Origin of the sequence: Streptomyces sp. NPDC088246 (genome assembly GCF_044741025.1) — a bacterium.
In the GTDB taxonomy this organism is placed as follows: domain Bacteria; phylum Actinomycetota; class Actinomycetes; order Streptomycetales; family Streptomycetaceae; genus Streptomyces.
The window spans coordinates 198,302-220,254 of sequence record NZ_JBIURV010000007.1 but is presented as its reverse complement, the minus strand read 5'-3'; the positions used below and the strand labels follow the sequence as shown (position 1 = coordinate 220,254).

24 protein-coding genes are annotated in these 21,953 nt (G+C 70.1%); 8 read left to right on the top strand and 16 right to left on the bottom strand.

Annotated elements, in window-relative coordinates; genetic code table 11:
- Positions 1–111 precede the first annotated feature (111 nt).
- Complete coding sequence (locus ACIPEK_RS13200) at positions 112–1,434, bottom strand: MFS transporter (RefSeq protein ID WP_401994554.1); 1,323 nt, start codon at positions 1,432–1,434, stop codon at positions 112–114.
- Between the two features lie 62 nt (positions 1,435–1,496).
- Here ACIPEK_RS13200 and ACIPEK_RS13195 point away from each other — a divergent pair, with 62 nt between their 5' ends.
- On the top strand, positions 1,497–2,450 hold the full coding sequence (locus tag ACIPEK_RS13195; protein WP_327273344.1) for a LysR family transcriptional regulator: 954 nt from the start codon (positions 1,497–1,499) through the stop codon (positions 2,448–2,450).
- 22 nt (positions 2,451–2,472) lie between these two features.
- Here ACIPEK_RS13195 and ACIPEK_RS13190 read toward each other — a convergent pair whose 3' ends face one another.
- Positions 2,473–2,946, bottom strand: coding sequence for a hypothetical protein (locus ACIPEK_RS13190; protein WP_401994550.1), 474 nt, complete (start codon positions 2,944–2,946; stop codon positions 2,473–2,475).
- Positions 2,947–3,220: 274 nt separating this feature from the next.
- Complete coding sequence (locus ACIPEK_RS13185; protein ID WP_383074795.1) at positions 3,221–3,982, bottom strand: alpha/beta hydrolase family protein; 762 nt, start codon at positions 3,980–3,982, stop codon at positions 3,221–3,223.
- A gap of 103 nt (positions 3,983–4,085) precedes the next feature.
- On the opposite strand from ACIPEK_RS13185, the gene ACIPEK_RS13180 reads away from it, so the two are divergent.
- Together ACIPEK_RS13180 and ACIPEK_RS13175 are read left to right on the top strand one after the other, a co-directional pair.
- Complete coding sequence (locus ACIPEK_RS13180; RefSeq protein ID WP_383074797.1) at positions 4,086–5,240, top strand: adenosine deaminase; 1,155 nt, start codon at positions 4,086–4,088, stop codon at positions 5,238–5,240.
- A 136-nt stretch (positions 5,241–5,376) separates the two neighbouring features.
- Positions 5,377–5,694, top strand: a complete 318-nt coding sequence (locus ACIPEK_RS13175) for a hypothetical protein (protein WP_401994546.1) — start codon at positions 5,377–5,379, stop codon at positions 5,692–5,694.
- A gap of 74 nt (positions 5,695–5,768) precedes the next feature.
- Here ACIPEK_RS13175 and ACIPEK_RS13170 read toward each other — a convergent pair whose 3' ends face one another.
- The 5 genes from ACIPEK_RS13170 to afsQ1 all read right to left on the bottom strand — a co-directional run bounded on the left by ACIPEK_RS13170 (position 5,769) and on the right by afsQ1 (position 9,622).
- Positions 5,769–5,969, bottom strand: coding sequence for a PspC domain-containing protein (locus tag ACIPEK_RS13170; RefSeq protein WP_401994543.1), 201 nt, complete (start codon positions 5,967–5,969; stop codon positions 5,769–5,771).
- Positions 5,970–6,063: 94 nt separating this feature from the next.
- Positions 6,064–6,612, bottom strand: a complete 549-nt coding sequence (locus ACIPEK_RS13165; protein ID WP_383082319.1) for a VanZ family protein — start codon at positions 6,610–6,612, stop codon at positions 6,064–6,066.
- 183 nt (positions 6,613–6,795) lie between these two features.
- Entirely contained in the window at positions 6,796–7,413 is a 618-nt protein-coding gene (locus tag ACIPEK_RS13160) for a hypothetical protein (RefSeq protein ID WP_401994540.1), read from the bottom strand.
- Positions 7,410–8,948: an ATP-binding protein gene (locus ACIPEK_RS13155; protein WP_401994537.1), complete on the bottom strand. Its 1,539-nt coding sequence runs from the start codon at positions 8,946–8,948 to the stop codon at positions 7,410–7,412. Before ACIPEK_RS13155 ends, ACIPEK_RS13160 begins: the two co-directional genes overlap by 4 nt.
- The gene (afsQ1, locus tag ACIPEK_RS13150; protein ID WP_401994713.1) at positions 8,945–9,622 is read right to left on the bottom strand and encodes a two-component system response regulator AfsQ1; all 678 of its coding nucleotides are present in this window, start codon (positions 9,620–9,622) and stop codon (positions 8,945–8,947) included. Before afsQ1 ends, ACIPEK_RS13155 begins: the two co-directional genes overlap by 4 nt.
- 192 nt (positions 9,623–9,814) lie before the next feature.
- Between afsQ1 and ACIPEK_RS13145 the strand changes: the two genes are divergently transcribed.
- On the top strand, positions 9,815–10,615 hold the full coding sequence (locus tag ACIPEK_RS13145; protein WP_401994534.1) for a SigE family RNA polymerase sigma factor: 801 nt from the start codon (positions 9,815–9,817) through the stop codon (positions 10,613–10,615).
- 218 nt (positions 10,616–10,833) lie between these two features.
- On the opposite strand, the gene ACIPEK_RS13140 is transcribed toward ACIPEK_RS13145, so the two are convergent.
- Positions 10,834–11,541 (bottom strand): uridine kinase, encoded by a 708-nt coding sequence (locus tag ACIPEK_RS13140; RefSeq protein WP_401994531.1) that lies wholly within the window; start codon positions 11,539–11,541, stop codon positions 10,834–10,836.
- A 63-nt stretch (positions 11,542–11,604) separates the two neighbouring features.
- On the opposite strand from ACIPEK_RS13140, the gene ACIPEK_RS13135 reads away from it, so the two are divergent.
- Positions 11,605–11,979, top strand: a complete 375-nt coding sequence (locus tag ACIPEK_RS13135; RefSeq protein WP_401994528.1) for a hypothetical protein — start codon at positions 11,605–11,607, stop codon at positions 11,977–11,979.
- A gap of 114 nt (positions 11,980–12,093) precedes the next feature.
- Here ACIPEK_RS13135 and ACIPEK_RS13130 read toward each other — a convergent pair whose 3' ends face one another.
- Genes ACIPEK_RS13130 through deoC form a run of 3 tightly spaced genes read right to left on the bottom strand, consistent with a single transcriptional unit; the run spans position 12,094 to position 15,426 of the window.
- Positions 12,094–12,990, bottom strand: coding sequence for an aldehyde dehydrogenase family protein (locus ACIPEK_RS13130; protein ID WP_401994525.1), 897 nt, complete (start codon positions 12,988–12,990; stop codon positions 12,094–12,096).
- On the bottom strand, positions 12,980–14,419 hold the full coding sequence (locus tag ACIPEK_RS13125) for an aldehyde dehydrogenase family protein (RefSeq protein ID WP_401994523.1): 1,440 nt from the start codon (positions 14,417–14,419) through the stop codon (positions 12,980–12,982). Before ACIPEK_RS13125 ends, ACIPEK_RS13130 begins: the two co-directional genes overlap by 11 nt.
- Positions 14,420–14,424: 5 nt before the next feature.
- Positions 14,425–15,426: a deoxyribose-phosphate aldolase gene (gene deoC / locus ACIPEK_RS13120; protein ID WP_401994710.1), complete on the bottom strand. Its 1,002-nt coding sequence runs from the start codon at positions 15,424–15,426 to the stop codon at positions 14,425–14,427.
- A 124-nt stretch (positions 15,427–15,550) separates the two neighbouring features.
- On the opposite strand from deoC, the gene ACIPEK_RS13115 reads away from it, so the two are divergent.
- The gene (locus ACIPEK_RS13115; protein WP_401994520.1) at positions 15,551–16,225 is read left to right on the top strand and encodes a PH domain-containing protein; all 675 of its coding nucleotides are present in this window, start codon (positions 15,551–15,553) and stop codon (positions 16,223–16,225) included.
- Between the two features lie 192 nt (positions 16,226–16,417).
- Here ACIPEK_RS13115 and ACIPEK_RS13110 read toward each other — a convergent pair whose 3' ends face one another.
- Positions 16,418–17,476, bottom strand: a complete 1,059-nt coding sequence (locus ACIPEK_RS13110) for a DMT family transporter (RefSeq protein WP_401994517.1) — start codon at positions 17,474–17,476, stop codon at positions 16,418–16,420.
- Positions 17,476–18,087, bottom strand: coding sequence for a TetR/AcrR family transcriptional regulator (locus ACIPEK_RS13105; RefSeq protein WP_401994515.1), 612 nt, complete (start codon positions 18,085–18,087; stop codon positions 17,476–17,478). The genes ACIPEK_RS13110 and ACIPEK_RS13105 overlap by 1 nt, the downstream gene beginning before the upstream one ends.
- A gap of 232 nt (positions 18,088–18,319) precedes the next feature.
- On the opposite strand from ACIPEK_RS13105, the gene ACIPEK_RS13100 reads away from it, so the two are divergent.
- Positions 18,320–18,910: a hypothetical protein gene (locus ACIPEK_RS13100; protein WP_401994512.1), complete on the top strand. Its 591-nt coding sequence runs from the start codon at positions 18,320–18,322 to the stop codon at positions 18,908–18,910.
- Positions 18,911–19,342: 432 nt separating this feature from the next.
- Here ACIPEK_RS13100 and ACIPEK_RS13095 read toward each other — a convergent pair whose 3' ends face one another.
- Positions 19,343–20,281, bottom strand: a complete 939-nt coding sequence (locus ACIPEK_RS13095) for an oxidoreductase (RefSeq protein ID WP_401994509.1) — start codon at positions 20,279–20,281, stop codon at positions 19,343–19,345.
- A gap of 104 nt (positions 20,282–20,385) precedes the next feature.
- Between ACIPEK_RS13095 and ACIPEK_RS13090 the strand changes: the two genes are divergently transcribed.
- Positions 20,386–20,976 carry a TetR family transcriptional regulator gene (locus ACIPEK_RS13090; protein WP_401994707.1) on the top strand — a complete coding sequence of 197 codons (591 nt, stop codon included), beginning with the start codon at positions 20,386–20,388 and terminating at the stop codon, positions 20,974–20,976.
- A gap of 81 nt (positions 20,977–21,057) precedes the next feature.
- Here ACIPEK_RS13090 and ACIPEK_RS13085 read toward each other — a convergent pair whose 3' ends face one another.
- Complete coding sequence (locus ACIPEK_RS13085) at positions 21,058–21,735, bottom strand: helix-turn-helix domain-containing protein (protein ID WP_401994506.1); 678 nt, start codon at positions 21,733–21,735, stop codon at positions 21,058–21,060.
- Positions 21,736–21,953 lie beyond the last annotated feature (218 nt).

Here is a 21,953-nt window from a genome sequence, read left to right as displayed (position 1 = left end):
CTGCACGCACCCAGCCCCGCTCCTTCTCCCACCCCCCATTTGCCGTTCGGTCCAAGGTGCTTCCGCCTGCTAGACGCGCGTCGGGGAGCGGATGGTTGTGCGCCGTATGTCTCAATTCGGTACGGACGCCACCGGCACGAGCCGGCGCCGCTCGGCGCGTGCGGCCCGCGTGCCGTACAGCGTGATCGAGACGACACCGAGGACCGCGAGCAGCCCCAGCGACACGGTCCCGGCCCAGCCTCCGGCGTGGAAGGCGACCGCGCCGAGCGTGCCGCCCGCGCTGGAGCCCAGGTAGTACGCGGACTGGTAGAGCGCCGATGCCTGGGCACGGCCCTTCGTCGCCGTACGGCTCACGGACGAGGAGGCGACCGCGTGCCCGGCGAAGAAGCCCGCCGTGATCAGGACCAGGCCGAGGAGTACGGCGGCCAGCCGGTCGGCGAGCGAGAGCAGCAGACCGGCGGCCGTGGTGGAGACGGCCAGGTACAGCGCGCCCCGTCGGCCGAGCCGGGCGACCAGCTTGCCGGCCGCGGCGGAGGAGACCGTACCGACGAGATAGACCAGGAAGATCGAGCCGACGATGCCCTGCGGGAGGTTGAACGGCGCCTCCACCAGGCGGTATCCGATCACCGTGTAGACCGCGCCGAACACCGTCATGAACAGCGCGCCGATCGCGTACAGCCGGCGCAGCAGCGGATCGGCGAGGTGCCCGCCCACGGTCTTCGCGAGAGCCTTCGGGTTCAGCGAACCGGGGGTGAAGTGCCGGGCCCGGGGGATCATGAAGTGGAAGACGACCGCGCAGGCCACGGCCAGCAGCCCGACCGCGCCGAGCGCCGCCCGCCAGCCCCACAGCTGGGCGACCCAGCCGGTGAGGATACGTCCGCTCATCCCGCCGATGCTGTTGCCCGCCACGAACAGTCCGATCGCGGCGACCAGCGCCTTCGGCCGTACCTCCTCCGCCAGATATGCCATCGCGGATGCGGGCAGTCCGGCCAGCGCCGCGCCCTGGACGGCGCGCAGCGCGATCAGCCAGCCCAGCGAGGGCGCGAACGGTACGAGCAGCCCGACCAGTACGGCGACCGTCAGCGAAGCGGTCATCATCTGCCGCCGTCCGAACCGCTCCGAGAGCGCGCTCATCGGCAGCACACACAGCGCCAGCGCGCCCGTCGCGGCGGAGACCGTCCAGCTGGCCTGTCCGGCCGTGGCGCCGAGGGAGGCGGAGACGGCGGGCAGCAGGGCCTGGGTGGAGTAGAGGAGAGCGAAGGTCGCGACACCGGCGGCGAAGAGCGCGAAGCTCATCCGGCGGTAGCCGGGGCGGCCGGGTTCGAGACGGTCCGGCGCGGCGGGGCCGGCGGTGGCGGCAGCGGCGGCGACGGGGGACGGCTGGGTCGAGGCGGCCACGGTGAGGGTGGACGCCCCGGTACTGGCAGGAGGCATGGTTCAAAAGTAGGCTCGCCGGTTTCATGCGTCCAATGCATGAACTTGCCATAATCGTTCCTATGGTGCATGAACGCAGCTCACAGCCCCGGCTGTCACCCAGTAGTTACGAAGAAGACATTCGCGCAGTCCTCGCGCCGCGGCTGGCCCACTTCGAGGCGGTGGCCCGCCACGAGCACGTCACCCGCGCCGCGCACGAGCTCGGCGTCCCCCAGTCGACGCTCTCGCGGGCGATGGTCAGGCTCGAACAGGACCTGGGCGTCGCCCTGTTCGCCCGCAAGGGCCGAACCGTCTCCCTCACCCCCGCGGGCCGTACCTTCCTGGGCTCGGCCGAGCGGGCCCTCGCCGAGGTCGAGAAGGCCGCCGACTCGGTACGGGCGGACGCCGACCCGGCCACCGGCAAGGTCGCCTTCGGCTTCCTGCACACCATGGGATCCGAGACCGTACCCGCCCTGATCCGAGCCTTCCGCGTCGACCACCCCCGGGTCCGCTTCCAGCTCGTGCAGAACTACGGCGAGGCGATGATCGAACGCCTCCGGTCCGGCGGCCTCGACCTCTGCCTCACCTCACCCGTCCCGGACGCCCCCGATCTGGTCGCCCGCCGCCTCGACGAACAGCGGCTGCGCCTCGTCGTCCCCGAGGACCACCGGCTCGCCTCGCGCCGCCGCATCCGACTGGCGGAGGCCGCCGACGAGAAGTTCGTCACCCTCGAACCCGGGTACGGCCTGCGGCGGATCACCGACGACCTGTGCGCGGAGGCGGGCTTCGCGCCCCGTGTCGCCTTCGAGGGCGAGGAGGCGGAGACCCTGCGCGGCCTGGTCGCGGCCGGCCTCGGCGTGGCCCTGCTGCCACCACCCGCGGTGGCCCGCCCCGGCGTCGTGGAACTCACGGTTACGGCCCCGAGGGCGGCCCGAGAGATCGGCGTCGCCTGGCTGGACGGCCACCCGGACACCCCGCCGGTGGCCGCCTTCAAGCGCTTCCTGCTGTCGAGGCGGGGGCATTTGCTGCCGGATTGAGCTGGAAGTCGTCGTCAGGCACCTAACGGGAGGCGCCATCCGGCCAGATGACGGTTACGGGTACGCCGACTTGGCGCGCGTAGCCGACGACGTCCGCTGTTCCTCCGTAGCCGCGGGCGGGTTTGCCGTCCCACACGGCCAGCAGGCGGTCGGAGAGGCGGACGAGGATTTCGCTGCCCGCTTGGTGGGCTTCGGAGGTCGATTCGGCGAGTCCAGTGTGGTGGACATCGGACGCGTTGCTGAGAAGTCGGTCGTATTCGGGGCGATACCAATCCGGCAGACCCTCGCGGTACTCGGCGGCCGGGATGACGACTTCGAGCTTCGCTCCCGCGTCGAGGGCGATCTGTGCCCACCACGCGTCGGGACCGTCGGCGATGCAGCTGATGGCGATGAGGTCTGTATTCTCAAGTGTTTCGATGTGGGCGATGAGACTGGCGCGAACCTGGTCGGCCACGTCCGAGGGAAGGCCGCGGTGGCCGGTGATACCGATACGCATCGTCACTGTCTTCCTACAGATATGTTGCGTAGAGCTGAGCGTCGAATTCGCGCACCCTAGCGGTCTGTCGGGAGTCTGCGTACACCGGGCCCGAACATGACTTGCCCGATCGCGCGAGGGCAGCGGACACCCACCCAGAGCGTTTGAATCACTTTGCGACAGGATCACGTCGGAAAGCGCCTGCTGCTTCGGAACGCCTCAACATACGACCTCACCAGTCCCGAGGCCGTGCTCAACTCCGGTCCCGGTGCCGCCGGTCACCGGCTCCGTCCCCTCAGTCCCGCAGCGACCTCCCGAACCCCGCCGCCAGCGGCATCCGCAAGCCCAGTGGCGGCGGCGCCGCCAGCGCGTCGGCGACCGGGCGCGCGTATGCCCGGCCGAAGAGCGATCCGCGGACGAAGTCCGTTGCCAGGGCCGCCACTTCGGCCCGGTGCTGGCGCAGACCGTGGCCGTCCGAGTGGACCTCGAAGCGGCAGGTGTCGCGGTTGGCCTTCTTGGCGCGTTCGGCCAGGCGGAAGGAGAGCTCGGGGTCGGTGCGGGCATCGTTCGTGCCGTGGACGAGCAGGACCTGCCGGCCCAGCAGGTGCTTCACCGGCTCCGGCGCGTCCGCCGCGTTCTCGGGCAGCCAAGGGGCCATCGCCAGAACGGAGTTGACCGCAGCGTGGCCGCCCGCACGGAGCGCCGCCCGGCCGCCCATGCCGTGGCCGGCGAGGCAGACGGGGACGTCGCCGTAGCGTCGTACGACCTCGTCCACCGCCCATCGGGCGTCTGCCGCGAGCTGCGCGTCGGTCGCGTTCCAGCCGCGACAGCGGTAGCGCACGACATGCGCGGCGAGCCCGTCCTCCTGGCCCGCGCGGGCCAGGGTGCGGGCCAGCGGCAGCTGGAGGGCGTACGAGAGAGGGGAGGGGCGGCGGTGCGAGTCGGCCTCGCCGTCCGGGAGCAGCAGAACCACGCCGCTGACCGCAGATGGTGCTCCGGCCGTCCTGACGGCCCGTCCCAGCCTTGCAGCAGGCAGGGGGAGTGCGCGCTGTGCCATAGCAGAACAGTGTCAGAAGGACAGGTGTATGCCACCCGTATTCGCGGTCACTATTATGTATCGGCAAGCGACAATCTACGCGCGTAGGCGTTAGAGTGCCCAAATGATGAGCCCGACCTTCCACGTGCCCGGCCAGGACCAGATCCGGCGTGCCCCCAAGGTTCTTCTCCACGACCATCTCGACGGCGGCCTGCGTCCGGGAACGATCGTCGACCTCGCCGCCGCGAGCGGCTACGACGGACTTCCCGAGACCGAGCCCGACAAGCTCGGCATCTGGTTCCGAGAGGCGGCCGACTCCGGATCGCTGGAGCGCTACCTGGAGACGTTCGCACACACCTGCGCCGTCATGCAGACCCGTGACGCGCTGGTCCGGGTGGCCGCCGAGTGCGCCGAGGACCTGGCCGCGGACGGTGTCGTGTACGCCGAGGTGCGGTACGCCCCCGAGCAGCACCTGGAAGCCGGGCTGACCCTCGAAGAGGTCGTCGAGGCGGTCAACGAGGGCTTCCGCGAGGGTGAGCGGCGGGCCCGTCAGGACGGCCACCGCATCAGGATGGGCGCCCTCCTCACCGCCATGCGGCATGCCGCCCGCTCCCTGGAGATCGCCGAGCTCGCCAACCGCTACCGCGACCAGGGCGTCGTCGGCTTCGACATCGCGGGGGCGGAGGCGGGCTTCCCGCCCACCCGGCACCTCGACGCCTTCGAGTACCTCAAGCGGGAGAACAACCACTTCACCATCCACGCGGGCGAGGCCTTCGGCCTGCCGTCGATCTGGCAGGCGCTCCAGTGGTGCGGCGCCGACCGGCTCGGCCACGGCGTCCGCATCATCGACGACATCGAGGTCGCCGAGGACGGCGGTGTGAAGCTCGGCCGCCTCGCCTCCTACGTACGGGACAAGCGCATCCCGCTGGAGCTGTGCCCGACCTCCAACCTCCAGACCGGCGCCGCCGCCTCGTACGCCGACCACCCCATCGGGCTGCTGCGGAAGCTGCATTTCCGGGCCACCGTTAATACGGACAACCGGCTGATGAGCGGTACGAGCATGAGTCATGAATTCGAGAAGCTGACCGAGACTTTCGGATACACGCTCGATGACATGCAGTGGTTCACCGTCAATGCGATGAAGTCGGCATTCATTCCTTTCGATGAACGTCTGGCGATGATCAATGACGTGATCAAGCCCGGATATGCCGAGCTGAAGTCCGAGTGGCTCTTCGAGCAGACCGCTGCGACCAGCGTGCCTTCCGCTTCCGCGGGCTGAACCGTACCTCCGCGGGAAACGGCCGGGACTGCGAAATTCCGGCCGTTTTCCGTGTGTCGGCATGTTTGCGGGACGGGCAGTGGGATGACTACGTTTCAGAGCCGCTCACATCCCCTTCCCCAAGGATGAATTTCACATGAAGCAGTCTGCTGTCAGGACTCTCGGCGTCGCCGCTCTCGGTGCCGCTTTCGCCGCTGCCGCCGCGGGGACCGCATCCGCCACCGTGCTGCCGGCCGACGCCGCGGCCACTGCCCTGCCGGTCGCCGGCTCGGCGCTGGAGAACACCACCCGGACCCTGCCGGTCCAGGACACGGCCCCCAAGCTGCTCGGCACCGGCCGGCAGAAGCTCGCCGGCGACGCCACCGCCCCGGTCAAAGGCCTGATCGGTGGTCTGCCCGCGGGTGGCCTGAGCACCAGCGGCCTGTCGGCCAACGGTCTCCCGCTCGGCGGCTGATCCCCGTACACACGCCTGTGGGGCGGACACCCGAACCGGGTGTCCGCCCCACAGGCGTGTGGTGCGTACGCGGGTCACCAGGCGGCGGACGCCGTCTTCTCGGACGGGAACAGCACCCACAGCGCCAGGTAGAGCAGGAACTGCGGCCCCGGCAGCAGGCAGGAGACCAGGAAGATGATGCGCATGGTTCCCGCGGAGATGCCGAAGCGCCTTGCCAGCGCTGCGCACACTCCGCCGATCATGCGTCCGTCACGGGGGCGGGCAAGTGCGGCCATGGTGGGCTCCTTCGCGAACCGTTGCTGAGGGAGCAGCTCCGTCGTGCTCCCGATGCATCCATGGTCGCCCGACGAACAGGGGCAAAGCATCGCTCTACGGTGCGATACCGACCCTGGGAATCGTCGGGGTCGGCCCCTGAGCCGCCTCGTCCCTGGGGTGGGGCAGCACCCTGATCCGCTGCTGGTTCCTGCGGCGCAGCCGCGCCCGGCACATGGGCACGACCAGCAGATGGGCGAGCGCCACACCGGTGGTGTTCAGCAGCAGCGAGTCGACGTCGACGACTTGGCCCGGCACCCCGGTCTGCGCCAGTTCGATGGCCAGCGAGATCAGCGCCCCCGCCGCGACGGTACGGGCCAGGGAGGCCCACGGGGAGACGAACAGCCGGCCCCCGGCCACCGGCAGCAGCACGCCCAGTGGGGCGAGCAGCAGCAACCCCTCACCGATCCGACGGGCAGCCTCGACCGGGCCCAGGGACAGGTCCGCTCTGATACCGGCGAACGGTTGAAGATTCGAGGCGGGCGTCCACGGCACATCGAGCGGGCGCAGCGTCAGCCACCCGACAAACAGCAGATGCGCGAGGAGGAGAGATACCCCGGCCGCGCGGAAGCGGATGACAGCCTGACTGCCCGAACCTTGACGCACGCCCCCCAAGACGCGCCGGGCGGCAGGATCGGTTCCGCCCGGCCCGACGAACCCGTATCTCAGCCGTGACGGCGACAAACCCAGCCGGGGCGACGCAAAAATCCGGCCGGAACGACGTAAAAACCCGGCCTGTCCGGCGCTTGAGGACGGAAGAACCGGCCGCCGGCCGCTTCCGTCCCCCGCTCAGGCTCCCGTCCCCGCCCCCAGCGTCGGTGCCGCCCTCGGCCTGGCCTTCGTCTCCGAGGTGCACAGATACCCACGCGGCGCATAGTTCCCCGGCCCGCCCAGCACCACCGTGCCGCCCGGGGCGAGCGACTCGCTCTCCGCGTACGTACACACGATCTGCGCCAGAGCCTCGGACGGCAGGTCCTCCGGCTGCTTGCTGAGCCGCAGCGTGCCCTGCCGGTCGCCGCGGCGGGCCGCGCTGATCTGCAGGGTCGCCGGGACGGCCGTGGAGAACCCGGCCTGCCGCTCATCGGCGGGCGGCTTCTGCTCCAGCTCGTCCAGGAGCGCCTGCGCGACCCGGACCCGGTCCGACTTCGTATCGCCGACCTGCACCGTGCGGTCCACCGTGACCAGCTGCGAGGAGCAGACCAGATAGATCTGTACGGGGATGCCCTGGAGAGCCTGGGTGGCGATGTCCTCCGCGGACATCGAGCACGGCACCTGGGACGGTGCGGCCCCGGCGTCCACCGGCACGGAGGTGGTCCTGATCCCGCAGCCCGCGGCCAGCACGGCCGTGATCGCGGCACCGGCCAGCGCCAGTGCCGAACGGTGTGCCCGGCGGTTGCTGCCCATCACGTCGCGTCGCCCTCCTCGTCCTGAACCCCCGCGTCGTGATCCCCGGCGGAACGGGTGAGCGGCTCGGCATCGCGCGGCAGCCGCAGTACGAACACCGCGCCGTCGCCGTCCGGCGAGTTCGCGGCCGTGATGTCACCGCCGTGGATGTGCGCGTTCTCCATGGCGATCGACAGACCGAGACCACTGCCCTCGGAGCGCGGACGGGAAGCGCTGGCCTTGTAGAACCGGTCGAAGACATGCGGCAGGACGTCCTCGGGGATACCGGGGCCGTGGTCGCGGACCTCGATGACGAGTTCGTCGCCCTCGGTCCGTACCGCGACCCGTACCGGCGAACCGCCGTGCTTGAGCGCGTTGCCGATCAGATTCGCCAGGATCACATCGAGCCGGCGCGGGTCGAGGCGGACCATCATGCCGCGCTCGGCGTCCAGATCCACCGCGTCCAGCCAGGCGCGGGCGTCGATGCAAGCGGTGACCTGGTCGGCGACATCGACCGTGTCGAGGACGAGCCGGGCCGTACCCGCGTCGAAGCGGGTGACCTCCATCAGGTTCTCCACCAGGTCGTTGAGGCGCCGGGTCTCGCTCACCACGAGATGCACCGCGGGCGCGATCATCGGGTCCAGGCTGTCCGCCTCGTCCTCCAGTACTTCGGTGACGGCGGTCAGCGCGGTGAGCGGGGTGCGCAGTTCGTGGGACATGTCGGCGACGAACCGCCGGCTCGCCTCGTCCCGCGCGCTCATGTCCGCGACCTTCTTCTCCAGCGAGCTCGCGGTCCTGTTGAACGTACGGGAGAGATCGGCGAGTTCATCGGTGCCGGACACCACGAGCCGGGTGTCGAGCTTTCCCTCGCCGAGCTTGCGCGCGGCGTCACCGAGCCGTTGCACGGGCCGCAGCACGGTCGTCGCGGCGGCCTGCGCGAGCAGCGCCGAGCCGATCAGGGCGAGCCCGGTGGCGATCCCCAGCGACCAGGCGAGGGAGTTCAGATCCTGCCGCTCCTGGTCGAGCGACTTCAGCATGTAGCCGGCCGGGCCACCGCCGATGATCTTCGTGCCGCCCACCAGATACGGCGTACCGCGGATGCTGACCCGCTGCCAGAACAGGTGGTACTCGTACTTGTTGCCCGCCTCCACCGGCTGCTTCTTGTTGACCGCCTTCTGCAGCGACAGCGGCACGTTGTCGAGCGTGAAGGTGTCCAGGTCGGAGTTGCCGACGATCGGCTTGCCGGTGTCGCGCTCGTCGACCAGCAGCACGCTGTAGCCGGGCGAGCTGCTCGCCATCTGCACGGCGGCGTTCTGCAGATCGTCCTTGGTGGGACGCAGCGGCAGCGAGGCCGCTCGGTTCTGCATCTCCTGGCGGAAGTCCCCGAGCGCGGAGTCCTGGGTACGCGTCAGTACGGCCTCGCGGTTCAGCCAGTACGCGATCCCCGAGGCGGACACTGCGGCGGTCAGCGCCACCAGCGCGAACACCACGACGAGACGCAGTCGCAGACTGGTCCAGCGAAGCCCGGTGAGCAGGCTCCGTTTGGCGGCGTCGCTCACTGCGGCGAATCCAGCCGGTAGCCCACACCCCGAACGGTACGGATCAGGGTCGGCGAGGACGGTACGTCCTCCACCTTGGCGCGCAGCCGCTGCACACAGGCGTCCACGAGCCGGGAGTCACCGAGGTAGTCGTGCTCCCAGACCAGCCGCAGCAGCTGCTGCCGCGACAGGGCCTGGCCCGGCCGGCGGCTCAGCTCCAGCAGGAGTCGCAGCTCGGTCGGCGTGAGCTGAAGATCCTCGCCGTTCTTGGTCACGGTCATCGCGGAGCGGTCGATCACCACAGTCCCGAAGGACGCGGAGTCGGTGGACTCGCGCTCACCGCGGCGCAGCACCGCCCGGATCCGGGCGTCGAGCACCCGGCCCTGCACGGGTTTCACCACATAGTCGTCGGCACCGGACTCGAGCCCGACCACGACGTCGATGTCGTCGCTGCGCGCGGTCAGCAGAATGATCGGCAGCTGGTCGGTGCGCCGGATGCGCCGGCACACCTCGAAACCGTCGATGCCGGGCAGCATCACATCCAGCACGATCAGATCCGGCCGCTGCTCACGCAGCAGTTTCAGGCCGTCCTCTCCCGTCGCCGCGGTGGCCACACGGTGGCCCTGGCGTGACAGCGAGAGTTCGAGGGCCGTGCGGATGGCGTCGTCGTCCTCGATCAGCAACAGGAAAGGCACGCTGGTCATTCTGACCCATGGTGGAGCCCCAGTTCGACAGTTGGCGCCGACTCATACATCCGGCGCAGCGCCGACGCACAGACGGCAGGCCCTGTGACAGGGCTGTGACAGTCGGCGGACAGCGTGATGAAACTGCCCCGGCAAGCTCATTGGCACAAGGAACGGACGGACTCCACCGATGGGGGGCGCAAGATGAACGCAACTCACAGCATCACCGCAAGCGCAGTTGTCACGCGTCTCCACGATGTCGGCCGGAGTACCGAGAAGTCCGGCGTTGGAGGGGGCCCCTCCCTGCTCGAGCGGAGCCGAGAGCTCGGGGGAGGGCGGGGGTGCGTTCGTGGCGTCGGGCGTCAGCACATGCCGTACATGACGGTGGTTGACGCGCCTGTGGGGGCCAACGGGGGAAGCAACGGGGGAGCCGCGTACGGGGAGGTCATGGGGGAGCGGAAGTCCCCGGCGCAGGTCGAGGACGCCGAAACGGCGTTCACGGCCTACGTCCGGGAGCGCCGCGCCTCCCTGTACGCAACCGCCTACCACCTGACCGGAGACCGGTTCGAGGCCGAGGATCTGCTGCAGAGCGCCCTCTTCTCGACGTACCGGGCGTGGGACCGGATCAGCGACAAGGCGGCGGTCGGTGGCTATCTGCGCCGCACCATGACCAACCTGCACATCAGCGCCTGGCGCAGGCGCAAGCTCAACGAGTATCCGACCGAGGAGCTGCCGGAGACGGCGGGCGACACGGACGCGATGCGCGGCACGGAACTGCGCGCCGTGCTCTGGCAGGCGCTGGCGCGGCTGCCCGAACTCCAGCGCACGATGCTGGTCCTGCGCTACTACGAGGGCCGCACCGACCCGGAGATCGCGGCCATCCTCGACATCAGTGTCGGCACGGTGAAGTCCAGCATCTGGCGGTCGCTCCGTCGGCTGCGCGAGGACGAGGTCCTCAGCTTCGGCCGTGACGAGGAGGAGTCCTTCGGCGAGCTGGTGGCCTGAGGGGACGGGGGGAAACGGGGGATACGGGGGATACGGGGGAAAGCGGGGCCGCTGCTTCGGGGGAGGCGGCGGTGCACGGGGGTACGGGGGAGTGCTGCGGGGTCGGACGGGCCGGGGGGTCCAGTCCGGCCCCGTCGGCGTGTGTGTGCAAGATCAGGCCCCGCCGGCGATCGAGGAGCGGGGGTCCGGGGGCAGCGCCCCCGGTTGCAGGAAGCCCGCTACACCGTTTCCCGCGCCGCGGACGCCCGTCGGCAGCGGCCCGCCGCCGCGGCGGCCAGCCGGCCCAGGGCCTCCTCCTTGCCGCACGGGTGCGCACCGAGGGCCGCCTGCCGTGCCACGATCCGCCGCTCCGCGCGCATCAGCCGCCACCCCCGCCGCAGCAGGAACGGCACCGACTTGCGGCCCTCCCGCAGATCCCGCAACAGCCGACGGCGGAAGGTCGTCGTCGGACGGCCGCGCAGGCACAGCGCGTCGGCGAGTACGCCCAGTTCCTGGCACCGTTCGACGATGTCCGCCGCGAAGATCCCCTCGGCCACGAACAGTGGTGTGCGGTCGATGTGGAGGGCCTCGTGGTCGACGCGGGAGCTCGTGGCGATGTCGTACACCGGGACGCTCGTGCGCCCCGTGCGGCACAGCTCCGTGACCGCGGCGACGGCCGCATCGGCGTCCCAGGACTGTGCGGAGTCCCAGTCGATGTCCGTGCTTCCGGGGACGAGCGGGAGCGTGGGGTCGTCACCCTCCTTGTAGAAGTCGTCCAGGCGCAGCACCGGCAGATCGGTGCGGGCGGCGAGGGAGGACTTGCCGGAGCCGGAGGGGCCCGCGAGCAGCACGACGCGGGTCAGGAGCGGTTGGGAATTCACAGGACACGATTGTGAGGCATTGACCCGCGCAGGGGATCCCCCGGAGGCCGGGTTGGTATCGAGCATCACACCTCAACTACTCTATGTACTCAAATGGTTACTCGATCGGCTCGATCAGGTGGGAACTCCATGGCACGTCACGCACTTTCCAGGTCCCGTCGCCGCGCTGTGCTGCGGGCAGGTCTGACCGTCACCGCGGTGGGCGCCGCACTCGGCGCGGGAGGTGCGGCGGCCCAGGCGGCGCCGCTGCCCCTCGTACCGGCCACGGGCGCAGACACCGGGGCGCTCGGGCACTCGCTCCACAACGGCACCGCACCGGTGACGCATATGCGGCTCGACCCGCTGGCCGGTACGGGCACGGACCCGCTGAACAACACGGTGGAGACGCAGATCGCCGACTTCAAGCCGCTCTCCACGGCCGCCGTCACCGACCCGGTGACCAGCGGCGGCGCGCTGAAGGACCTGCCGGTGGCGGGGCAGGTCACACAACTGCCGCGCGGCTGAGACGGACGCGGACGCGGCCCGCTCCTCCGGGAAATCCGGAGAAGCGGGCCGCGTTCGTGCGGGCGGGCCCGGCCGGCCCTCGCGCGGGTCGGTGCGAGGAGCCGGTACGGGGCGTCAGTACGAGGACCCCGAGGTGCCGAGCGCGCCCGTCGGGTGCCAGACCGTCTTCGTCTCCAGGAAGGCCGTCAGGCGGTGGGTGCCCGGATCGGCCGACCAGTCGAAGTCGCCGTCGCCGGCGCCGCGGCGGACCCGCTTCAGGTTGTCCGCCGCCGCGATCTCCAGCTCCTGCGCCAGAGCGGTGTCCGCGCCCGTGAGGTCGATGGCGTTCACGTCCTGGTGGGACGCGAGCGGTGCCGCGATCTCCGCCGTCTTCCCGGACAGGATGTTGACCACGCCGCCCGGCAGGTCGGAGGTGGCCAGCACCTCGCCCAGGGACAGGGCCGGCAGCGGGGAGTGGGCCGAGGCGATGACGACCGCCGTGTTGCCGGTCGCGATCACCGGAGCGATCACCGAGACCAGGCCCAGGAACGAGGACTTCTGGGGCGCCAGCACCGTGACCACACCGGTCGGCTCGGGCGTGGACAGATTGAAGAACGGGCCCGCGACCGGGTTCGCCCCGCCCACGACCTGGCCGATCTTGTCGGTCCAGCCCGCGTACCAGACCCAGCGGTCGATGGCCGCGTCCACGACGGCCGCCGCCTTGGACTTCGACAGGCCCTCCGCGTCCGCCACTTCCCGTACGAACTGGTCCTTGCGGCCCTCCAGCATCTCCGCGACGCGGTAGAGGATCTGGCCGCGGTTGTACGCCGTCGCGCCCGACCAGCCGCCGAACGCCTTGCGGGCGGCCACGACCGCGTCACGCGCGTCCTTGCGCGAGGACTGGGGGGCGTTCGCCAGCCACTTGCCCTTGGAGTCCGTCACCTCGTACACCCGGCCGCTCTCGGAGCGGGGGAACTTGCCCCCGACGTACAGCTTGTAGGTCTTGAAGACGCTCAGACGGTTATCGGACATCGAGGTACGCCTCCAGGCCGTGACGACCGCCTTCGCGGCCGAAGCCCGACTCCTTGTAGCCGCCGAAGGGCGAGGTCGGGTCGAACTTGTTGAACGTGTTGGCCCAGACGACGCCCGCCCGGAGCTTGTTTGCCACCGCGAGGATGCGGGAGCCCTTCTCCGTCCAGATGCCGGCCGAGAGGCCGTACTGGCTGTTGTTGGCCTTGGCGACCGCCTCGTCGGGCGTACGGAACGACAGCACCGACAGCACCGGGCCGAAGATCTCGTCGCGGGCGATGGTGTGCGCCTGGGTGACGTTCGTGAACAGCGTCGGGGCGAACCAGTAGCCGGAAGAGGGGAGTTCACAGGGGGCGGACCAGCGTTCGGCGCCCTCCGCCTCGCCCGTCTCGACGAGCGCGGTGATCCGGGCGAGCTGCTCCGCGGAGTTGATCGCGCCGATGTCGGTGTTCTTGTCCAGCGGGTCGCCGAGCCGGAGAGTGGACAGCCGGCGCTTCAGGGCGTCCAGCAGCTCGTCCTGGATCGACTCCTGTACGAGCAGCCGTGAGCCCGCGCAGCAGACCTGGCCCTGATTGAAGAAGATGCCGGTGACGATGCCCTCGACGGCCTGGTCGATCGGGGCGTCGTCGAAGACGATGTTGGCGCCCTTGCCGCCCAGTTCCAGGGTGACTTTCTTGTCCGTACCCGCGACCTGGCGGGCGATGGCCTTGCCGACCGCGGTCGAGCCGGTGAAGGCGACCTTGTCGACGTCCTCGTGCTCGACGAGAGCGGCGCCCGCGTCCCCGTACCCGGTGAGGATGTTCACGACACCCTTCGGCAGGCCTGCCTGGCGGCAGATGTCCGCGAAGAAGAGCGCGGAGAGCGGGGTCGTCTCGGCGGGCTTGAGGACCACCGTGTTGCCGGTGGCGAGCGCCGGGGCGATCTTCCAGGCCAGCATGAGGAGCGGGAAGTTCCACGGGATGATCTGGCCCGCGACGCCGAGGGGACGGGGATTGGCGCCGTAGCCGGCGTGGTCGAGCTTGTCGGCCCAGCCCGCGTAGTAGAAGAAGTGCGCCGCGACCAGGGGGAGATCCGCGTCGCGCGTCTCCTTGATCGGCTTGCCGTTGTCGAGGGTTTCGAGAACGGCGAGCTCGCGGCTGCGCTCCTGGATGATCCGGGCGATCCGGAAGAGGTACTTGGCGCGCTCGGAACCGGGCAGCGCCGACCACTTCTCGAAAGCCTTGCGGGCCGCCTTCACGGCCCGGTCGACGTCCGCGGCGCCGGCCTGTGCGACCTCGGAGAGCACCTCTTCGCTGCTCGGCGAGACCGTCTTGAAAACCTTGCCGTCGGCCGCGTCGGTGAACTCGCCGTCGATGAACAGGCCGTACGAGGGCGCGATATCGACGACCGAGCGCGACTCGGGAGCGGGGGCGTACTCGAATGCAGATGCCATGGGGATCAGTCCACCGTCACGTAATCGGGGCCGGAGTAACGGCCGGTGCTGAGCTTCTGGCGCTGCATCAGCAGATCGTTCAGCAGGCTGGAGGCGCCGAAGCGGAACCAGTGGTTGTCCAGCCAGTCCTCGCCCGCGGTCTCGTTCACCAGCACCAGGAACTTGATCGCGTCCTTGGAGGTGCGGATACCGCCGGCCGGCTTCACACCGATCTGCACGCCGGTCTGCGCCCGGAAGTCGCGCACGGCCTCCAGCATCAGCAGGGTGTTCGCGGGCGTGGCGTTGGTGGAGACCTTGCCGGTCGACGTCTTGATGAAGTCGGCGCCCGCCAGCATGCCGAGCCAGGAGGCGCGGCGGATGTTGTCGTACGTGGACAGCTCGCCGGTCTCGAAGATCACCTTCAGCCGGGCGTCGGGGCCGTCGGCCCGCGCGCACTCGGCCTTCACGGCGAGGATCTCCTCGTACACCTTGAGGTAGCGGCCGGAGAGGAAGGCGCCACGGTCGATCACCATGTCGATCTCGTCGGCCCCGGCGGCAACGGCGTCGCGGACATCCGCGAGCTTGACGTCGAGCGCGGCGCGGCCGGCGGGGAAGGCAGTCGCCACTGACGCCACCTTCACGCCGGAACCGGCCAGCGCGGCGACGGCGGTCGTCGCCATGTCGGGGTATACGCAGACCGCCGCGGTGTGCGGGGTCGTGCGGTCGGTCGGGTCGGGATTGACGGCCTTGGCGGCGAGAGCCCGGACCTTGCCCGGGGTGTCCGCGCCTTCCAGCGTCGTCAGGTCGATCATCGAGATGGCCAGGTCGATGGCGTACGCCTTCGCCGTCGTCTTGATCGAACGGGTTCCGAGGGACGCGGCGCGCGCTTCGAGGCCGACGGCGTCGACGCCGGGCAGCCCGTGCAGGAAGCGGCGCAGCGCACTGTCGGACGCGGTCGCGTCGGAGAGGGGGGTACCTCCCTGCTCGAACGCAGCTGAGAGCTCGGGGGAGGGAGCAGTGGTGGGCATGGTCACCAGGGGAGCATATCTACGCGCGTAGCGACCTGTACAGGGGGCCTGCTCATCCGTGCGTCGCACAGTACCGGGACGGCCGCCCCGGCGCCCCTTGCGCACGTCAGGCAGAATCGGGCCCATGACGAGCCCCACACCGCCTGCCGAGCCCACCTACGCCGATCGGACCTTCCGGTCGCCCGCCGGGATCGCCGGGGGTGTCCTGCTGCTGCTCCTCATCTGCTGGATCGGCGGGGACGCCGTGTTCCGGGGCGGCGGCCGGGTGCCGTGGCTGGCGCTGGCCGGGCTGCTGACCGCGGCGCCGCTGGTCGTCGCGTTCACGCTGCGGCCCGTCGTCCTCGCCAACGAGCAGCGCATCAAGATCCGTAACCCGTTCCGGACGATCACCATGCCGTGGACGGCGGTCGCGGATCTGCGAGCCGGGTATTCGAGCGAGCTGTTCACCGAGGACGGCACCAAGTACCAGCTGTGGGCGGTACCCGTGTCGCTGCGCCAGCGGAAGAAGGCGGCCAGGCAGCAGTCCCGGCGGTCGCTGGACGACCCGTACGACCGCACCTCCGTGCATGCGGACGTCCGTGACACCAAATCGCGGATGGCGACGGCCGACCGGACCATGGCGGACCTGCGGGAGCTGGTGGAGCGGGCGAAGACGGGGGCCGGTTCGGGGAAGTCGTCGAAATCCGCGGCGACTTCGGACTCTTCGTCGTCCTCGGTCTCGGTGCGCTGGGCGTACGAGGTGATCGCACCGGCGGTGGTGGGCGCGGTGCTGCTGGTGGTGCTGCTCGCGACGGGCTGAGGCCGCTGCCGCAGAGCGGCCCCGTGCTCCCGGCCCACCGTTCCTGACCGGTCGGTCTGAGTGAGTCGTGGACCCACTGCTGCGTACTGGGCGCATCCCGAACGGTTCCTCCTCGCCGCCACGGCCAGGTCCGCCGCAGGACGGTGATCCAGTGGCTCCAGGCGCACGAGCGTGCCTTCGAGGACCGGCCCCTCAAGCGTGGAACTCATCGTTCGTCACTCCATCTGCATCTGCCCGCACGAGTTGCCCGCGGTCCAGCGCATTCGAGGCCGTCAGCGTTCCAGGGCCGTGACGCAGCGTCGTGCGATCTCGGCGTCCAGTGATCGCGGGGCCGCGTCGACCGGGGGCGGTCAGCACACCGAGGCAGGCGATGACGAGCACGATCCCGGCCCAGCCGAGGGCGGGCAGGTGTTCGCCCACGACCAGGACCGCGAACACAGCCGCTACGGCGGGCTCCAGCAGGGACAGGGTCGTCGCGGTGCTGACGGGAATGCGGGACAGGCCGAACCCGAACAGGACGTACCCGGTGAACATCGGCACCAGCGCCATGTAGAGGCCGACGCCCGCATTCGTCCAGGAGGCGACCAGTGGTGCGCCGGTGGCCGACAGCACCGGCACGAGCATCAGCCCGCCGAGTCCGAACACCGCTCCCATGGCCGCGCGCGAGGTGATGCCGCGTGTGATGAGGCGATGCGCAGCCCACGCGTACACGGCGTACGTCACGCCCGCGACGAGCCCGAGCCCCACCCCGGCGACCGTCTGCCCGGCAGACACCGCACCGGTTCCGGAACCGCCCTGGGCGGCCTCGGCCGCACACAGCAGCACGGTGCCGGCCAGCCCCAGGGCGGCACCGGTCATCCATCGCCGGGACAGGCGCCGCCGGTCGACGATCCGCTCGATCAGGGCCGATGCCAGTGGGGCCGAGCCGATGGACACGACCGTTCCCACCGCGACACCGGCCACATGCATGGAGGTGTAGAAGGCCAGCGGATACAGAGCCACGCCCGATCCCCCGACGAGCACGATCCGCCACTGCGTCCTGAGCGCCGCGCGGGCCTGCGCGATGCGACGCCCGGCCACCAGAGCCTGCAACAGACCCCCCAGGCCCATCGCCGCGGCACCGATCGCCAGCGGCCCCACCTGTGGTGCGAAGGTTGCCGCAGTGCCTGTGGTGCCCCACAGCACCGAGGCCAGCAGCACGGCGAGTGCGCCCGCCCCCGGTCCGGCCGCAGAGCGACCGGCGCGCCCCATCACAGGCCGTCCACCAGGCGCGCCGCCATGTCGCGTGCGCGCCGCATGCGTACGCCGTCTCCTTCGAGGCCCGCGCGCACGATGGCCCCTTCGAGCAGGAACGCCAGGTGTTCCGCTGCGGCGCGGGCCTTCTCCTCCTGGCCGGGCAGCAGCTCCTGGAGGTGGGTGGCGAGCAGGCTCTCGACCTCCTCCTTGTGGTGGCGCACCACCGTCCGGCCCTCGTGTCCGGTGGGCAGCTCGGCGGCCGCGTTGAGCAGCCCGCATCCGCGGAAGCCGTGCTCGTAGGCGAGACCGGCATGGTCGGCGTAGGCATCGAAGACGGCCAGTACGGCCTCCCGCGGGCCCTGCGCGTCGGCCAGGCGCCGCCGGTAGAGGCCGAGCCACTCCTCGTGCCGGGCCTGGAGGTAGGCGGAGACGAGGTCGGCCTTGGAGGCGAAGTTGTTGTAGAGGCTCATCTTCGCCACACCGGCCTCGGCGGTGATCGTGTCGATCCCGGTCGCCGCCACGCCGTCGGCGTAGAACCGTCGCGCCGCGGCCTCGAGAATCCGCCCGCGCGCAGGCCCCTGCCGCCGCTTTCCCGGCTGTTTTCCGGTGGCCCTCGCGTCAGTCATGCCTGCTCCTTCTCCCATGATTAGGTAGACCAGTCTACCTAACTATTTGCGTACTGCCAGTGGATGCTGCAGGCAGGGCGCGACTGTCACGATCCGGTGCAGCAGGTGCCCCCTTGCCGCGAGTGGACGGTTCCCATCTGGCAAGATCGTGCGCTTGAACATGCGCCGGCTGTGGGGGCTTTGCCGCCCGGCCGGGCAACGGGAATGTTTCAACGGGGAGATCGAAGAAGATATGCGCACGTGGAATCGTGCTGTGCCGGCGGCGGTGGGCGCTCTGGCGCTGGCCGTGGTGCTGACCGGTTGCAACGACTCGGATTCGGCGAAGGGCGGGCACAGTTCCAGCTCCTCGTCGGAAGACAGGACGAGCTACCGTCTGGGCGAGGCCAGCCCGCCGCAGGAAAGCACCAGGCAGAACTCGAAGGACAGCAAGTTCACGGTCACGCCCACGAAGGTGCAGACCGGAACGAAGGCCGACATGGACAACTCCGGCCTGGACAAGGGCAAGGACGAGGCCCCCAAGGTCCCCGTGTACGTGTGGTCCACCCTCACCCACAAGAGCGGCAAGCCCATGGAAGTCGGCGACATGGACGACGACTTGGTCGTCAAGACGGACAAGGGCGAGCGCACCAAGGCCCTCATCGTCATCATGGGTGACGCCAAGTGGCCGAACTGCCCGGCGCCCGACACCGGCAAGAAGCTGAGCCCGGGGCAGTCGGAGAAGATCTGCACCGCCTTCCTGATCCCCGAGGGCCAGCAGGCCGCCGCGGTCGAACTGAGCCAGGGCTTCTACAAGGACCCGCTGGAGTGGCCGGTCAAGAACTGACGCCCGGTCGGGGCGGCGGAGCCCGATAGCCGGGGCTTCGCTGCTCGACAGAGTGCGCGCACCCGAGAGGGAGGGTGCGTGCACTCCACCGTCACCTTTGCCGGAGGCGGTGGACGCGACCGAGCCCGGTTCCGGAGCGGAGACGCCTGCCTCTCCGCAACCCCGGGCAGCTGTAGTGGTTGTGCGCGTGGGAGCAACCGGTCGTGTGCAGATCCGCACTCGGCCCGGAGGTCATCGAAGCAGCCGAGACCGAATGGGCCGGGCTCGTAGCGGCACTCCTGCGGCACGTGCGGGACGACGCCCTCGTCGACGACCCACGGGTGCAGGCCCTGGCCGGTCGCTGGGAGCGTGCTGGGCAACCAGCTCCACGCCGCCGGTGGCGACGGTGGGCGGGCCGAGACCGCAGTGCAGACGATGCGGCAGCAGAACAGGTCAGACAGGCGTCGGGAACACGAACCGTACGTCGGTCAGTTCTTCCGACACCTCCCACAGCCGACGGCCGGTCTCGGCGTCGGATGCCGTGGGGGACAGCTGGACCCGCGTCGGTCCGCCGCGCAGCTCGGCCAGGCCGTCCGGGCCGATGAACTGGCCGCCCTCCACGCTCGGGTCGGTCGCCGCGTACAGCTGAGGCAGTGCGCCGTCGGCCGGGGGCTGGGCGAACAGGGGGTTGCCGATGCGGCCCAGCACCACTCGCCACAGACCGATCGGCGCACTCGTCTGCAGGTTGGTGGCGGTATAGCCGGGATGGGCGAGCACGCTGCGCACCGGGCTGCCGGCTTCGGTCAGCCGTCGGTGGAGTTCCCGTCCGAAAACGGCATTGGCGAGCTTCGACTGGTTGTAGAAGGTCATGGGCTTGTAGCTGCGCTCGCCGCCGAGGTCATCGAAGTGGATGCGTCCCTGCCGGTGGTTGACCGAACTCACCGTGACGACGCGCGGGTCGTGCCCGGCGGCCAGGAGATCGAGCAGCAGGCCGGTGAGCGCGAAGTGGCCGAGATGATTGCAGGCGAACTGCAGCTCGTGGCCCTGCGCGCTCAGCGATCGAGGCGGTGCCAGCACGCCGGCGTTGTTGACGAGCACGTCCAGTCTTGGGTGATCGGAGTGCAACTGATCGGCGAAGGCCCGCACCGAGTCGAGATCGGCCAGGTCGAGGTGGCGCACTTCGAGGTCGGCGCCCGACTGCTCGGCGGCGATCTCTGCGACCGCCCGGCGGCCCTTTTCCTCGTCGCGCACCGCAAGGATCACGTGCCCGCCCCGGCGGGCGAGCGCCCGGGTGGTCGCCAGGCCCAGGCCGCTGTTGGCCCCGGTGACGACGAATACCCGCTTGGTCTGGTCCGGGATCTGATCAGGAGTCCAGCGCTGCTGCTGTGTCATGTGGCATAGATTGTCGCTAGTGGCACTTAGTGTCAAGCTGCGCCTGAGTGTCATGCGGGGCATGGCGTTACGATGGTCCGGTGAGTTCCCGCCCCGAAGTGAGCATGGCCCAGCGCAAACGTCAGCTCGTCTCGAACGAGCTGACCGAAGCGGCGCTGCAGCTGCTGGCGCTGAAAGGGTTCGACGTGGTCACCGTCGACGAGATCGTGACCGCCGCCGGTGTGTCCAAGAGGACGTTCTTCCGGTATTTCGCGTCCAAGGAAGACGTGGTCGTCCAGTTCCTGGCCGACATGGGCACCGGCATTCGCGCAGAGTTGGCGGCCCGCCCCATCGAGGAGCGACCCTCCGTGGCGCTGCGGCACGCCGTCTGGGTCCCCATCGCCGCCTGCGGTGACCACTCGGACAGGGCGCTGCCGGTGGTTCAGCTGATTCTGCGCACCCCGGCCCTGCTCGCCCGTTTCCTGGAGCGCCGGGCGCAGTGGTGCGACGACCTGACGGCGGAGTTGGCGCGCCGCCTGGGGCTCGACCCCGGCACCGATCTGTACCCGCAGCTCGCCGCCGGGATGGCGCTGGCCGCCTTCGACGCCGTGCTGCAATGGTGGAGCGGCAGCGACGGCGCCGAGGACCCCGCCGAACTGACCGACCGGGCCTTCGCCCTGATCGCACCGGCGTTGGACGCCGTCGGGCGACGGTAGCCCTCCGGCTGCTCGCCCCGGCTCTCCGGTCGGGCCGGGACGGGCCGCACCCGATGCACCGGCCGTGCGGATGCGGCCCGGCTAGTGCTCCGGGAGCCGGGCCCAGAAGTGGTTGACGATGTCGTCGATGTAGCGTCGCCCGTTTTCGCCGGAGGCGGTGGTGCCGCCGGCTCGGCTGAGGGTGGCGGCCATGAGGGTCTGGTACTCGTGGTGCATGTCGCGCAGGGGATCTTGCAGGTCGCGGCGTTCCATGGAGATGAGGCGGGCGATGGCGCGGATGTGGGCCTGCCAGCGGGTGGAGACGGCTTCGGTGAGGAGGCGGGCGAGTTCGTCCTCCAGGCCGGTGATGGCGATGAAGTCGCGTGGGGGAAGGCTGAGGAGGGTCCCGAGTTTGGCGGACTGTCGTTTGTCGCCCGTCCATCGGCCGGTTTCTTCCATCTGGTGGTAGGCGTCGAGGGTGAGGCCGGTGGCGCGGGCGACGTCCTCGACGGCCAGTCCGCGGGCGAGACGGTGTTCACGCAGGGTGCGGGGAGCGCCCATGAGTTCGCGGGGGTTGCACCACAGGGCACCGGCCAGGGCGGTGAGTTCGCCGGCGGTGGGCAGTGCGGTGCCGCGTTCCCACGCGGTGATGTGGTCGGGGGTGATGTGGGTCGTGCCGTACGAGGCGCGCATGCCGTAAGCGACGTGGCCGGGGGCCATCCCGAGTTTCTCGCGCAGGATGCGGGCGGCGCGCGGGTTGAAGGGGAGCGGTGGATGCACGGACTGAGAGTAGGGAGTCACCCGGGGTGAACTCCATGGCCGCTGTCGCCCGCATCCCGGTTTGACTGGATAGGTCGTCGGTGATTTTGGAGGAACCGACAGGGGGGTGCGGGAAGGTCAACCAAGGGATTCCGCAAAGCGATTGAGATCCCGTCCCTGCCGCGTATGATCCGCTCGCAAGTCGCCGTATGTGTGTTCGTACAACCGACTGACACACG